15 protein-coding genes are annotated in these 14,817 nt (G+C 39.8%); 7 read left to right on the top strand and 8 right to left on the bottom strand.

The genetic code is table 11. The features are described from left to right. A complete protein-coding gene (locus tag ABDZ63_RS03600; protein WP_343781841.1) occupies positions 1 to 1,161 on the bottom strand; it encodes a DUF418 domain-containing protein in 1,161 nt (386 codons plus the stop codon). Positions 1,162 to 1,279: 118 nt separating this feature from the next. On the opposite strand from ABDZ63_RS03600, the gene ABDZ63_RS03595 reads away from it, so the two are divergent. Genes ABDZ63_RS03595 through ABDZ63_RS03570 form a run of 6 tightly spaced genes read left to right on the top strand, consistent with a single transcriptional unit; the run spans position 1,280 to position 3,118 of the window. Next, entirely contained in the window at positions 1,280 to 1,492 is a 213-nt protein-coding gene (locus ABDZ63_RS03595) for a spore germination protein (protein WP_343781840.1), read from the top strand. Next, entirely contained in the window at positions 1,489 to 1,704 is a 216-nt protein-coding gene (locus ABDZ63_RS03590; RefSeq protein ID WP_343781839.1) for a spore germination protein GerPB, read from the top strand. The genes ABDZ63_RS03595 and ABDZ63_RS03590 overlap by 4 nt, the downstream gene beginning before the upstream one ends. 13 nt (positions 1,705 to 1,717) lie before the next feature. Continuing rightward, positions 1,718 to 2,305: a spore germination protein GerPC gene (gene gerPC / locus ABDZ63_RS03585; RefSeq protein ID WP_343781837.1), complete on the top strand. Its 588-nt coding sequence runs from the start codon at positions 1,718 to 1,720 to the stop codon at positions 2,303 to 2,305. Next, positions 2,295 to 2,474, top strand: coding sequence for a spore gernimation protein GerPD (locus ABDZ63_RS03580; RefSeq protein WP_343781836.1), 180 nt, complete (start codon positions 2,295 to 2,297; stop codon positions 2,472 to 2,474). The genes gerPC and ABDZ63_RS03580 overlap by 11 nt, the downstream gene beginning before the upstream one ends. 3 nt (positions 2,475 to 2,477) lie before the next feature. Then, positions 2,478 to 2,858: a spore germination protein GerPE gene (locus tag ABDZ63_RS03575; protein WP_343781835.1), complete on the top strand. Its 381-nt coding sequence runs from the start codon at positions 2,478 to 2,480 to the stop codon at positions 2,856 to 2,858. A 47-nt stretch (positions 2,859 to 2,905) separates the two neighbouring features. Further along, the gene (locus tag ABDZ63_RS03570) at positions 2,906 to 3,118 is read left to right on the top strand and encodes a spore germination protein (protein ID WP_425541938.1); all 213 of its coding nucleotides are present in this window, start codon (positions 2,906 to 2,908) and stop codon (positions 3,116 to 3,118) included. A gap of 30 nt (positions 3,119 to 3,148) precedes the next feature. On the opposite strand, the gene ABDZ63_RS03565 is transcribed toward ABDZ63_RS03570, so the two are convergent. The 6 genes from ABDZ63_RS03565 to ABDZ63_RS03540 all read right to left on the bottom strand — a co-directional run bounded on the left by ABDZ63_RS03565 (position 3,149) and on the right by ABDZ63_RS03540 (position 13,825). Continuing rightward, on the bottom strand, positions 3,149 to 3,499 hold the full coding sequence (locus ABDZ63_RS03565) for a hypothetical protein (RefSeq protein ID WP_343781832.1): 351 nt from the start codon (positions 3,497 to 3,499) through the stop codon (positions 3,149 to 3,151). 9 nt (positions 3,500 to 3,508) lie between these two features. Beyond that, on the bottom strand, positions 3,509 to 5,407 hold the full coding sequence (locus ABDZ63_RS03560) for a heavy metal translocating P-type ATPase (RefSeq protein ID WP_343781831.1): 1,899 nt from the start codon (positions 5,405 to 5,407) through the stop codon (positions 3,509 to 3,511). Between the two features lie 287 nt (positions 5,408 to 5,694). Then, positions 5,695 to 5,880 carry a hypothetical protein gene (locus ABDZ63_RS03555; protein WP_343781829.1) on the bottom strand — a complete coding sequence of 62 codons (186 nt, stop codon included), beginning with the start codon at positions 5,878 to 5,880 and terminating at the stop codon, positions 5,695 to 5,697. Between the two features lie 61 nt (positions 5,881 to 5,941). Beyond that, complete coding sequence (gene addA / locus ABDZ63_RS03550) at positions 5,942 to 9,661, bottom strand: helicase-exonuclease AddAB subunit AddA (protein ID WP_343781827.1); 3,720 nt, start codon at positions 9,659 to 9,661, stop codon at positions 5,942 to 5,944. Next, the gene (gene addB / locus ABDZ63_RS03545) at positions 9,662 to 13,156 is read right to left on the bottom strand and encodes a helicase-exonuclease AddAB subunit AddB (protein WP_343781825.1); all 3,495 of its coding nucleotides are present in this window, start codon (positions 13,154 to 13,156) and stop codon (positions 9,662 to 9,664) included. It lies immediately after the preceding gene. Positions 13,157 to 13,180: 24 nt separating this feature from the next. Continuing rightward, positions 13,181 to 13,825, bottom strand: a complete 645-nt coding sequence (locus ABDZ63_RS03540) for a TVP38/TMEM64 family protein (RefSeq protein ID WP_343781823.1) — start codon at positions 13,823 to 13,825, stop codon at positions 13,181 to 13,183. A 167-nt stretch (positions 13,826 to 13,992) separates the two neighbouring features. Here ABDZ63_RS03540 and ABDZ63_RS03535 point away from each other — a divergent pair, with 167 nt between their 5' ends. After that, positions 13,993 to 14,382 carry a YhjD family protein gene (locus tag ABDZ63_RS03535; protein WP_343781821.1) on the top strand — a complete coding sequence of 130 codons (390 nt, stop codon included), beginning with the start codon at positions 13,993 to 13,995 and terminating at the stop codon, positions 14,380 to 14,382. A 76-nt stretch (positions 14,383 to 14,458) separates the two neighbouring features. Here ABDZ63_RS03535 and ABDZ63_RS03530 read toward each other — a convergent pair whose 3' ends face one another. Further along, positions 14,459 to 14,677 (bottom strand): hypothetical protein, encoded by a 219-nt coding sequence (locus tag ABDZ63_RS03530; RefSeq protein WP_343781820.1) that lies wholly within the window; start codon positions 14,675 to 14,677, stop codon positions 14,459 to 14,461. Positions 14,678 to 14,817 lie beyond the last annotated feature (140 nt).

Genomic DNA, 14,817 nt, shown 5'->3' with positions numbered 1-14,817 from the left:
CTAAGCCCTCCTTTTTAGCCGCCCTATTTTACCATAAGTTAATGTGCGGTAGATCCATTCAAACGGACCATAGCGAAATTTCTTTAAATACCAAGCACTTAATATCACTTGAATTGTATAAACCACGAAGACATATGTCATTAATTGAATGACACTTAATTCACCATAAAAATTTAACCCAACACCATAAAAGAATATAAAAGCGATGACCGATTGCATTAAGTAATTCGTTAAAGAAAGCTTTCCAACAGCAGCTAACATACGTTGTAAAAATATTAATCTATTTTCACTAAAAATGAGTAACAATAACAAGAAATAAAATACACTTGAGAATGACCCACCAATACCTTGTTTTAAGAAATCTAACCAAGCAGGATTACCAATAGCATATGGCCCGAATTTAAAGAATATAAAGATAATAAACGAAATAATGACTAACTTCTTAATGACATGTCTATATTCTGTTGGATTATAAACCCAACCTGCTTTAACAAAGACCACACCTACTAAAAACATAGGTAAAATCGTTAAAATAACTAAGATAACTTGAAATGGGTTAAACATTACTAACCAATCAGCAAGGTTACGTTGTAAAATATCTTGATATGACCCTGTGTAAAGTGCAAAGGATTGCTGGATCGCTTCACCATCACGATATTCACTTAAAAAATCACGACTCACATAATTAATTAACGTCATAAATAACGTCACAGACCCAAGCATCCACGCCGCCCACTTCATTAACGATTTAATCGGCTTATGTACTAACCATAACGTTATTAACCCAACAATGCTATAAGATAATAAAATATCGCCATACCAAATAAACAAACCATGCACTAAACCAATCAACCCTAAAACAACCATACGCCTCACTAAGATTGTCTTAGCACGATCATTCACTTTCTCTGTTAAGCGTTCATACATGATATATATCCCAATCCCAAATAAAAGGGAAAACAAAGGATAAAAGCTTGCTTGAAAGATAACATCAACTACAGCTAACAATGTCCCATCAAGCGTCGTATGATAAAACATTTCAATACCACCATACATAAAATGGGGTGAATGAAACGAAAAGACATTAACCACTAAGATCCCCAAAAGAGCAAAGCCTCGAATCGCATCTAGTGATTGTATTCGATTATGGTTTCCTTCCATCCTCTCACCTCTCTATCTATTATAATCCATTCCTATTTATTGACAAAACTAATTCTTAAATTTTGTGGTGACAAATCACTACAAGACACATATATTACTATGAAAGGAGATTGGTTATATGCCTGCAATTGTCGGAGCTGTTAACGTTGTGTCTATTGATACATCAAGCACGTTTCATATTGGTGATACGTACATGATGCAGCCGATGAGTAGTGCCAAAACATTTGCAGGTGGCGGTTCATTTAATACCGGGCATAACATCGATATTGAAATCGGTGTTTCCAATGTTTACATTGATCCTGGCTTCTTACTTGAAGGTGGTAAATTATGAATTTAACAGTACACCAACAGATTTATATCAATTTTCTTAAAGTAGATGCCATTACGAATTCCTCTGTATTACAAGTCGGTAGTTCAGGTTCCATTCAAGCTGTTTCCAATTCTTATAATACAGGCGAATTTGATGAACCAGCACAACCTGCAGAACCGCTTGATCAACCACTCATAAGAATTCCAAAGCTACCAATTCCTGATCAATCATAAAGGAGTGAGTGATATGCATGTGCATCCTTACATTATGGAAAGGTTAAACCGCCTTGAACAGAAAGTTGACTACCAGATGGAACAAATGGCACATATTATATCCTTACTCCAACAACTGTCTGAAGACGATGATTCTGAAGATGAGCAACAACAAACCACAATCGATACAATTGAATACCATTTTGAACAACTCAAAATTGAAACACTTGAAGGAACTTTGAATATCGGCTTAACACCACAGCGAGATTTACCATTCGAACAACTTGACTTACCGAAAAAACAAGGGCTAAGCGAAATTGAACAACATGCCTTAAAAGAATTAGAACCATTTATGCGTGAAGAACTCCCCGAAAAAATCGATACCATTGCAAGCGAACATAGTGTCAGTTTAACAGATGAGTGGAAAACTTTAATTTTACAAGATATTCATAAACAAATCCCTAAACGACTTAAAGAATACTTAAACAACATGAACCCACATGAACGGATGACAGTTGAATCTGAAAGTCTATCACACATTACTAACCATATACGTAAAGAAATTTTAAGTGGAATTAAAGACCACATGTTAAAAATAAAGGAGCATCCCGATGAACGTTAATTTTATAAATGAGCACTTAAACGTAGGCAATATTGAAATTACAGGGGTCTCATCTTCTTCTCTATTTATCGTAGGAGATGCTGATCACCTCCAATTCACCTCAACATTTGATACACCACCAGAAGCCTACTTTATTGAAAGTGTCGTCCCATTCCAGACGGGAAGATAATCGATGAGAAGCAGTTTCGTAAAAACAATCAATACTACTAGTATAGAACTGTCATCTTCATTACACATTGGAGATATGAAATTTTTAACTCCCCTTTCAATCGCCCTTGCAATCCAGCAAGAAGGTGCATATTTTACTAGAGAAGTACAAAGACGCCATACGTTTTATAATTATGATTTTTTTACAGACCCACTCCCTGAACATTTAACCGCGATTAGACATAATATCATACGCCACAACAAAGGTGACATTAAAGTTGGTCATATTAATGTCATCGGCACAACCGGAAGTTCAACCATTCACATTGGTTCACTCCATAAAGCCGATGCTATTAGCCGAGTGAAACACATACGACATTTACTTGATACAGATCATGAAGAATAAAGTTCAGGTGGGAATCTCTTAATAAGTAGGTGATTATTTTGCCATCAATGGTAGGACCACTAAAGATTAATAGTGTTGATGGTGGTGGTACTGTCAACTTTGGTGATGCTTTTTACATTGCACCAAAATCTTCAATGAAAACAAATGCTGGTGCCGGAGCATTTAATGTAGGAATGATGATACAGACCAACAGCATGTTAAGTTCATCCAACCCAATTGACCCAGCCTTCAAAGACCAACCAATCGTCGCAAATAAATAATTAACAAAAGGCTGGCGCTATGCCAGTCTTTTATCTGTAAAGAGTGGGGATCTTTAGTTCGTTAGCGAATGAAGCTGAGTTAATCACCGGATGAATGGTCGTTTTCACCGGATGAAGAACACTCATCACCGGACGAGCATCCGTTTTCACCGGATAAATAACACTCATCACCGGACGAGCTCCCATTATTGTCGGATAAAGTTGGGTTATTGTCGGATGAGCCCCCGTTATTGTCGGACGAAGTTGAGTTATTGTCGGACAAAGCTGAGTAATTGTCGGACGAGTCACCGTTATTACAGGATCAAACGCCCTTTCTTTAAAATAATCAAATAGTAAAATCATCAACTTAAAAGAAAACGGATGCCATAACTTTGATGGCATCCGCTTCTCCTATTCTTTCAACATTCTTAACCCATTTAAAATAACCAAAATTGTACTACCTTCGTGAGCAATGACTCCTAATGGCAATGTTAAATTTTGTGAGAAATTGGCGACAATTAGCACGAGAATGACAGAAATCGAAAATACTAGATTTTGCTTAACAATCCGGTTCAAACGAGTTGAAAGATTAAATGAAAGTGAAATATTTTTAAGCTCACTATTCATTAACACCATATCCGAAGTTTCAATCGCAACATCAGTTCCAGACCCCATCGCAATTCCGATATCTGCTTTTGCCATGGCTGGTGCGTCATTAACACCATCACCAACCATGGCCACTGAACCGTATTCAGAACGTAAATTTTCTACTTCATCAACCTTTCGTTCAGGCAAACATTGTGAAATCCACTCGTTAATCCCCGCTTCTTCACTAATTTTCCTAGCCGTTTGTTCATGGTCACCCGTAATCATAATCGTTTTAATACCGCGTTCATTTAACGAGTGAATTAACGCCTTAGCCTCTGGTCTGATTTCATCTTTTACCGCCATCACACCAATAACCTTCTCATCTCGAGCTATGAACATCACCGTCTTACCCTCATGTTGCAAAGCTTCTTTCTTTTTGATTAAACCTTTGGCCAACTTTCCACCTGACATAACTTCAGCCATTAATTGTTCATTACCAATATGCCAAATTTGACCGTCAACCACTGCTCTTACCCCATGGCCTGTTAATCCTTCTGTAGATTCAACCCCATTTTCTGAAGTCACACCTTTAAAGTGGCCATACTTAACAATCGCCTCGGCAATTGGGTGACTCGATTGATTTTCGATCGCCACAACTTGTTGTAAAACATCACGATCATCAAATTCATCCAACACGACAAAGTCTGTTACAACAGGTTCACCTTTAGTAATCGTACCCGTTTTATCAAAGGCAACAGCTTTCATTTTCGATAGCTGCTCTAAGTACGTACCACCCTTCATGAGTACCCCTTTACGTGCACCAGTACTAATCGCCGAAAGCAGTGTCGGCATAATCGACGCAACAACAGCACAAGGTGATGCCACCACTAATAACACCATTGCACGATAAAACGTTTCTTCAAAATTAAGCCCAAATAGTAAAGGCAACGTCAGCATTAAAAAGGCAATGGCTAAAACCGTTATTACATAAGGACCTTCAATCTTTTCAATTAATTGCTGACTTGGTGGTCGATTTTCCTTGGCCTCTTCTACAAGACGGATCATCTTTTGGAACAATGAATCCTTATTTTCCTTCGTCACTTCAACGACAATCGAGCTAAAACCATTTATCGTACCATTATAAACCTCATCAGCCTCAAATTTATCAACAGGCAATGACTCACCAGTGATGGTCGATTCATCGACAGCCGTTTGACCACTCATAACAACACCATCTACTGGTATACGCTCTCCATCTTTTACAAGTACACGATCGCCAATTTTCAAATCATCTAAGGAAACCGACGTAATCGTACCATCACCATTCAACTTATTCGCTTCATCTGGAGCAAGTTGAATCAGCTTAGATAAATCACGTTCACTCTTCTGATGGGCATGCGTCTCAAGCGCACCACTTACAGAGAAAATGAAGATTAAAATAGCTCCCTCATGCCAATAACCGATCGAAGCTGCTCCAAGTGCTGCAATAATCATTAAAATTTCAACGTTTAGGCTGCGATCTTGAACGAGATCCAACACCCCTTCTTTTGCTTTATAATAACCTCCAACAGCATAAGTTAATATATATATAACTGCTGTTAAGGCGGGATTTCCCCATGATTCAGACAAAAACGCAACAACTAACAACACACCACCTAAAACAGCCATGAACATTTCACGATGACGTAGCCACTTAGCCTTTAAAGAATTCGGCTCTCCCACGAAAAATCTCCCCCTTGACTCCACTATTTTATAATAAATATCATTTTATAATTATTATAAATAACATATTACCATATTTCACACCCCTATTGAACTAATATGAAAAAAATGATTAAAAAAGACGATTAATTTGAGGGGGGTACAGTAATGATTCAAACCTGAGGGACTTCTCTTTCGTGTTAAATGCTTTCACTCTTCATTTATACAAAAATAGCTCAGTTTAAAGTACTATAATAATGAGCACTCCTAACTGAACTACTTAATGTAACACACATCTATTATAAAAATTACCCTGTTAAACTCTGGATCGTTTCATCATACCGACCATCAAAATGTTCTAAGATAAGTAATACACCAAAAATAACCATGATCGCAATGATGGTGATTGAAATTGCCCCGGCAATGATAAAAAAAACCATCTTCCAATTAATTCGTTTGATCAATTGTCCAATTGTACTAAGCCAATTATTCACCTCATCATTCCCCTTCTCCCTTTTAAAAATTGGCTCGCCGCCACCAAAAGACGGGCAAGCATCACATTTCAACAACTAACGCACGGTCAAAGAAATATAAATATACGCCTGCTAATTCTATATTCCAAATGGATTCAATGGCCCTGCGGTATAAGTCGACTTGGACTTCATATCGGTTAGACAAGCTGGAAATTTGTTTATCATCAACTTCCCCTATGATCGTATCGGTCTTGTAATCCAGTAAGTACCATTCTCCGTTGACTTGTATTAAGCAGTCAATCACACCTTGAATTAATACACTTTCATCTGCAACATCCTGCCAGTCTGGATAAACCTCTGTCGCCTTTAACTCCATTGTAAACGGTAGTTCTCGCCGAACGTCCTCTGCAGCTAATAACAGCTGTCCTGATGACGTGTCAAATAACTTCATAATGGCTGAATAATCAATCACTTCTGCTTCTTCATCAGTCAAAACCTCTTTCATGACTAACCCTGAAATGAACGCTTCAAGACTTACTTCATCCCACTCTCGGTCAAACGGTAAATGCTGCATCACAGCGTGCATGGCGCTTCCGATCTCAGCTTTCGTTAATGTCTTCTCATCTTGCTGCATGAAGCGTGGACGTTGTAGTGATGATGTCTTTTGTTTCCTTAGAAAATCAGTCGCACTATATTCATCTTCCTCTTGACGAATTCGCTTAAGCTCCGTGACCGTCTGTTTGGCCCGGCGCGACTTACTACTAGGGAAATCATAAGTGTAAGTTAAGCGGCGATCGACCTCTTCAAATTGGTCAGAGCGCTTTTCAATACGGCTTGAGTCCCAATCTTTAATCGCTTGTTCTAACTCATCATTACGCTGAACCGTGATCCACTCTGGGTTCTCGTATTCACTTGCATGTTCTACCGTCACTTTCCATTTCGATTCATCCCGGCGTATGGATTCCGGAACCTGCACAGATACAGCCCCTTCATGAAGTACCTCTGCCATCTCATGTCGGACTAATGACATCCCAATCCAATTCATATAGTTCGCCTGATCACTACGCATATGAGCTGGTAACACCCAATATTGATGTTTTCCTACTTCAAGCCATTTTTTAACGCGTTTACTATAGTCATTAACCGTTCCCATAACAACAAGCTTCTCCTTCGCACGGGTTAAGGCAACATATAACACACGCATTTCTTCTGCTAACATTTCGCGCTTCATCGCAACAGACATCGCTTCAAACGGGAATGTTTTATACATGATTCGGTTATCAACATCCATATACTTAGCACCAAAACCTAAATCTTTATGCAATAAATATCGCTTCTTGTAATCTTGCGTATTAAAGTCTTTATCCGCCGCACCTAATATAACTAGTGGGAATTCTAGTCCTTTACTCGTATGAACAGACATAAGGCGCACAACATCTTCTTGTTCTCCTAATGCACGCGCAGCCGCTAAGTCATCACCACGCTCCTCCATCTTCTCAATAAACCGTAAAAAACGGAACAAACCACGATAAGACGAACGCTCATAACTACGTGCCCGGTCATATAATGCGCGTAAGTTCGCTTGACGTTGTTTACCACCAGGAGTCCCACCAACAAATTCATAATAGCCCGTTTCACGATAAATTTGCCAAATGAGCTGTGATAATGCACCATACTTCGCTTCATGGCGCCACTTTTCAAACATGGTGAAAAAGCGTTCTAGTCGTCTTACTAAATCACCATTCTCACCGGCTTTCATGTAATTTCTCACAGCCACATCAAAGCTTTCCTTACGTCCGTGCAAACGAATTTGTGCTAATTCATCTTCATTTAAACCAACAATAGGTGACTTTAACACACTTGCTAAAGGGATATCTTGCTTCGGATTATCAATTGCTTTTAACACATTCAGCATGACTTGGACTTCAATGGCTTCTAAATAACCTTCAGAAAGATCAGCATATACGGGAATTCCAAGCTGCTTTAATTCTTCAACGACTGTGCCAAACCATGTTTTCGAACGCATTAAAATGACAATATCCGAATACTTCACCGGTCTTTTTCGTTCGGTTTCTTTATCGATCATATACATTGGCTCACTGTCATCTGTGCCTACCCAAGACTGGATCTTCTTCGCATAAGCACGTGCTTCAATCTGTGCCTTCTCTAAATACTTCCACTCATCGCTCTCTGGCGGTTCTTCCTCATCTTCTCGTGATAGAATATGAAGCTCCGTATCAACATCCGTATCCGTTAATGTTTCATAAATTTGATTACTATAAATCAGTTCAGCATCCTTCTCATACTCCATTTCGCCAACTTGTTCATCAAGTAACTGACGGAAAATATAATTCGTACTCGATAACACTTCATGACGACTACGGAAATTTCGTGCTAAGTCAATCCGCATGCTTGGCTCTTTTTCAGCTTGAAACTGTTTATACTTATTCATAAATAAGCTCGGTTCTGCGTGGCGAAATCCATAAATACTTTGCTTCACATCCCCAACCATAAACAAATGGCCGGATTTCTCCTCGCCTGTTAACAGCTGTAAAATCGTCTCTTGTACTAAATTCGTATCCTGATACTCATCAATTAACACTTCACGGAATTGTTTTTGATACTGCTTAGCCACATCAGAAGGCGCCAAATCATCCATCGTCGCCTCTTCAGCTAATAGAACATCTAAACTATAATGCTCTAAGTCGGCAAACTCTAAAGCCCCTTGTTCACGCTTTTTTACTTCCAGTCGCTCGTGGAATTCCTTTACTATTGTAACGAGTTGCTCCACATGTGGCTTTAACTTGCGCAAATCTTTCACAAACGAAGCAGGCTCGCGGTCAAACCAGCTCCCAGCCATATCGGTAAATTTCTTTTTATAACGTTCACGAATCGCCTTCACTTGGTTTTGAAGTTCAGGGTCGCATTCATACTTTTTACGTGAAAGGGCCTGGAACTTTTTATTCGTTAACACACGATCGCGTAAACCTGTCCACGGTGCACCAATTGCTTCTATCACTTGTTGGACTTGTTCTTTGTCTTGTTCTAATGCTTCAACGTAATGCGCTGGACCATCCACATCTTGTGCCACATCCAAGGCTTGATTCACATCAAACATCGCGGCTTCTAACACTTCTTTAATGTCCGCTCTTGCATGTGGCATCCATTTCAAGTCATCTAATGGCGTATCCTCACCTACATCATACATCGCAATCAGTTCATCCAACCATTCGAATGGCTTCGGGTTTTGCAGCGCGAATTCATGAACTTTAAGGACAAGCTCTTCTACTTGCTCATCATTACGATCATTAGAAAAGCTATCAACAAAACGGAAAAACTGATCCTGTTCATCGCCGTCTTTCCCATACCAATGCTCAAACACATCTTGGATCACATCTTTTTTCAGCATTTCAGACTCAACTTGATCTAAAATACGAAAACTCGGGTCTAAATCAAGCTGGTAGCTATGCTTTCTTACGACATTCATACAAAAGGAGTGAAGCGTTGAAATGTTCGCTTGTTGTAATAATGCGATTTGTTTTTTCAAATGATGGGAATTCGGATTTTCATCAAGTGCCTTTTCCAGTGCTTGCCCAACACGTGTCTTCATCTCTTGAGCTGCCGCATTGGTGAATGTCGCCACTAACATCTCATCAATGTTAAACGGATCATCCTCATCTAACATCTTCTGAATGATCCGCTCAACTAATACCGCTGTCTTACCAGAACCCGCTGCAGCTGAGACGAGTATATCTTTCCCACCTTCATAAATAGCCAAGGCTTGTTCTTCAGTCCATTTCATTTACTTCTCCTCCTCTCGTTTAATCATTTTCTCTAATATCGCTTCATCTTTTTCTACTTTTAAACGTTCAAATTCATTCTCTTCAAGCGATGGGTCGAATTGACAGACAGACTTATACGGGCAAAATGTACAAGCAACATGATCCTTCTTCTGAACCGGGTCTAACTTCACATTACCACTAACAATCTCGTTACCCGCTTGACGCATCATCCCACGAACATACTGATTCATTCGTTTAAATAAATCTTCATCAACTGTTTTCGAGCTTTTACTAAATGAGCCATCCTTCTTCACACCAAACGGGGCGATTTTAGATGTACCGCTATCAAGTGAACGGTCCATCGCCTCTGCTATGCGCTCATCTTCTAACAACCAACCATTCATCTTGTATTCTTTAAACAACGCCTCTTCCACTGCATCATCACTGAACGCTTTCATATCAGAATCATTCAATGTCGGGTTATGCACGTGGAAATAAAGCACGCCTGCTGGGTCTGCTTGCTTCCCTAACCAGCGATCAGAATAGGTTAAGACAACATCTAAATACGTCAGCATTTGTAAGGCTAATCCATAATAAACATCCACCATACTTAGATCTTTCTTGCTAGACTTATAATCAATAATACGCAGGAATAAACGCTCATCAATCTCTGCTTGGTCAACACGGTCGACTCGTCCACTTAATTCAAGCTTATAACCATTCATCAGATCAAGCTCGAGCGGTGGTAATTTTTCCTTATTGCCAAAGCCAATTTCAATGCCAGCTGGCGCGAAATCGGTATGCTTTGCTTGTTTAGCCAACACTGTCGTTGCCCGAATGATCACTTGTTCAAGCTTTCGTAATATATATTGATAACGATTAGAGCTGAATAATATTTGGTGTTGTAACAGTGGCGCTAACTGTTCAACGGCGCGCCTTGCATAGTTTAAAATCTCATCACTTGTTAACTCGAAAAACGCCTTACCATCTTCATAGACCCACTCTGTAATATAACGTAGTGATTCGTGGAATAACTGTCCGATATCGGGTGCTTCTAATTTGTATAGGTTTCTTTCCTTTAGACCTAGTGTGTACTTCGCAAAATAGTGATAAGCACATTGATGATACGTTTCTAAACGCGACACACTAGAGCGAACTGTCGAATCAAATAGCTCACCGGCTGTTTCTGGCTTTAAATTATGCGGTTCATTCCGGTAAAATAAACTACTTAAAACAGTCTGTGCTTGACGATCTTCTGACTCGCGTTCCATAAACCAATGTAGCGTATCCCAGTACACACTGTGGACCGGATAACCTCGTAAATACTTCGATAACTCCGCTGTTAAAATCGCACGCGACTTAACTGGATTTGTAATGAAACGAAGCGGGTCTTCATCATCCTCATCATCAAGTAAAAATTTCTCATCTAACCTATGATACATCGCTTTTAATTGTTTAATGATTGAAGCAGGCATCTTCTTTTTACCCTCTTCATCACTTAACGGATAACTCACCCATAACTTGTCACTCGCAAGTGTAAACGCTAAATACATATAAAAACGGTCATCTAATAAGACACGCTCTGCTTGATCAGCTAGCAGCATCCCTTTAGACTCTAGCCATTCACGTTCATCATCAGTCACTAACCCTTCACTCGGCGGCTTCATCGGGAACACACCATCATTAACACCTAATATAAAGCTCACCTTCACATTCGCAATACGCGAACGCTCAACATTACCAACGATCACATGATCAATGGAAGGCGGTACATGTGAGAATTTGAGCGTATCAAAGCCCGCTTCAATAACATCACAGAATAAGTTAAATGAAAATTCCTCTTCACCAAGCATCTCAACCATTTCATCAAATAATTGCATCACGGCTTGCCAAGCTTGCTCTTGCTCACGCGCGATTTCTACTTCGCCACGTTCATCAAAATCATCACGTAGCTTCTCTAGCGTTTCAGGTGCCCCTAAATGCTCAAGCCACTCAAACACCACCTTCAACCGCGCTTTAACTGTCTTCGCTTCACGAATGCTCTTATCAAATACTTGTAAAGCGTTGACAACTTGCTTTCTGTAGGCATTAATTTGTGCTTGCACCTTTAACTCTTCATCGGTTTGCTTCCGGAAATCTAACCCAAATAAACGCTGATACGTCCAATCGTTTTCACTTAACCATTGATCGCGTGTTCTTACACCATACTCTAAACAATAATTTTCAAGCAGATCAATGGCTTCATCTGTTAAGGGGTACTGTTCATCGGTTGACTTAACAAACCCCGTCTTTAGTAAACGGAACAGCGCATCATAACGCCATTCTCGCTCTACGACTTCTAGACCCGTGCGAATCAATTCGACAAACGGGTGATTTAACATCGTCTTCTTTTCATCTAAAAAAACCGGAATCTCATAATCTTTAAAAATCGTCTCGATCAAATCATGATATGTATTATCTTCACGAATTAAAATCGCTAAATCACGATAACGATACCCTTCTTCACGTGTCAGCCTGACGATTTCTTGTGCCATTCCTTCGACTTCTGCACGCGGATGAACCGCTTCAACAAGCTTAATCGGCGCATTTCCATCAAATTTCGGTGTCGGCTTTTCGCCGAAATGGCACTCTAAATGTTGAAACGCCTGATTGTCTTCAAATCGGCGCTCATCTGGATACAATTGCACCGACTGCTTCATTGGGATTTGGAAAGTTTGTGCGATCTCTTCTAACGTGTCATACGTCGTTTTCGTTTGGTAAAATAAATCCAACTCACCTAACCCTTGATGACGCCCATCATAAACAAGTGCGATTTTCACATCTTTCGCATAACGCATGAGCGCTTCAATGACGTAATTTTCTTGCGGGGTGAAGCGGTGGAAACCATCAATATAAATCGTTGCATCCTTTAATACGTTCGTCTCAGCCATTTTCTCAACTAATAACTCAAGCTGGTCTTCACTATCAATATAATGCCCACTTAACTGTTCATCTAACTTCTCATAAATCAACAGTAAATCTTCTAATTTATACTTTAACGCCACTTCATTCGGCGTTAAATGTTCAAACTGATTTAATTCAGCTAGCACACGCTTAAGTGATTCAGGTGTCACACGATAACGCTTAAGCTCTGTAATCATCGTCTCAAGCTGATCAATAAACCCTTGTTTATCCATTGCCTTCTGAAACGCATCGAATGACTCTTGATGCTCTTGTGCAATCTTACGGAGTAACATTTGGATCCCAGTTGATGAGACAAACGGCTTCATCCCACCACCAACTTCTTGAAACACATACCAAGCTAGCCGTGAAAAGCTAAACACCTGAGCTCTAATTGAACCAGCTAAATCACTCTTTCTTAATAAATCATACTCCTGTTGGAACGCCATTTGGTCTGGTACGATATAGAAGATTGGATCACCTTTTGGATCTTGCTTTAATTCATGTTCGATCTCTTCTAAACAGTACGAGCCAATTTCCGCTCCAGCTCGTCCTAATATAAACTGTAATCCCACATGCGCTCCCCCTTTTCATTCTCTTTATATAGCTTCACCATCTTCACGGTCCACTCTCCTCTTAATACGCTTCTCAATATACTTACCAAGTAACCAAATCAGACCAATTGCTACACCTAAAATAATGGTCCTAACCGGATTCTCAGCAAAAGAAGCAATACTATCTCCTACATACGACACAGAGAAAATCATAACCGCCTTACCTAATGCGAAAGCTAAGAAGACTTGCTGTATCGACATTTTCGTAAAAGCTGCGACAACATTTAATAACGCAGAAGGCGAAAACGGAAAACATAACAGTAAAAACAATGGCCCGAAGCCATGACGATCAAAAAACGACGTGATCTTTTGAATATGTCTTTGATATTTAATCCGTCTTACCCAGCGGAAACGCTCACTCTTACGCACTAAAATAAAGACGAGGATCGCCCCTGCTATACTGCCGGCCCAAGAATACAAAAAGCCCCAAAACAGCCCATAAACAATTGAATTCGCCAAAATAAACACGATAATAGGTAAAATAGGCACAAACGCTTCAATGAACGGTAAGAGAACCCCCGGTAACGGCCCGAAACTCCCGTAGAACTCTAACAATTGAATGATGAAACTGCCAATGACTGAATCTGATATAAGGTCATATAGTTCGTCTAAATTCGATTCTTCATTCATGGTCACTTTCTCCCATCTGTATCTCTAACCTTATTTTATAAGAAATTAAAGCTCTTGCATACTTTTTTACCAATTCATCATGATTATGAATTAGTGTTTGATATTTTTATCATTTTATCATACAATAATAGAACAGATGTTCGACAACACGTAACGGAGGGATCATCATGCCTTATTTAAGTGACGAAGAAGGACAAATAGCATCACGATTTTTATTCTTATCCATGGCGATCGTCGTCTTAGAACAAGATATCAAAACGGTCGAAAACGGATCATTTAAAATAAAAGAACCATACTTAGAACTACTACGCCGCATGATTCACCAAGCACGCACCGAACGACGCGGCCTTCGCAAAACGATGGATCAAAAGAAAATGGATGTTGTCTTCATCCAGAAGAACGACACATTCTCCACGTACCTATTTCTAGCACGCGGCTATGAAGAAGAACGACGCTACTTCAACCCAGCTATTCGGAAGAAAGTCGAGCACATTTTAAATGAACTGATGTATGACATCACGACCGAAACGACGAAGCCAGCACCGGATTTTGCATAGAAAAAAGAGCGCGACACAAAAATAGTTACCCTAACCTGAAAATCCGAACGCGTCATCATCAATAAACTCGTTCAGATTACATCAAAAAACTGAGCGCTGATAAATGAGCACGAACGCCGATAAATGAGCTTGAACGCTGATAAATAAGCCTGAGCGCTGTTAAATAAGCCTGAGCGCTGATAAATGACCCCCGAGCGCCGATAAATGAGCTTGAACGCTGATAAATGAATCCTGAACGCCGATAAAAAATCCCGAGCGCTGATAAATTCCGCTCGGGTAACTGTTCATCTAACACAAATTAGTGAACTACTCCCACCACTTACCACCCTTGAGGGTTGCTTGAAGTGGGGGCTTCTTGGGTAATCGCCACTTTTACTAGCTGACGAAATGAACCAAGCTAACCCTCTTGTTCCAAGAGTTCATAATTTCATCAGG

Source organism: Alkalibacillus silvisoli, from assembly GCF_039521975.1.
GTDB lineage: Bacteria > Bacillota > Bacilli > Bacillales > Alkalibacillaceae > Alkalibacillus > Alkalibacillus silvisoli.
The sequence above is the reverse complement of the archived record's forward strand: the minus strand, read 5'-3'. Positions and strand labels throughout refer to the sequence as shown.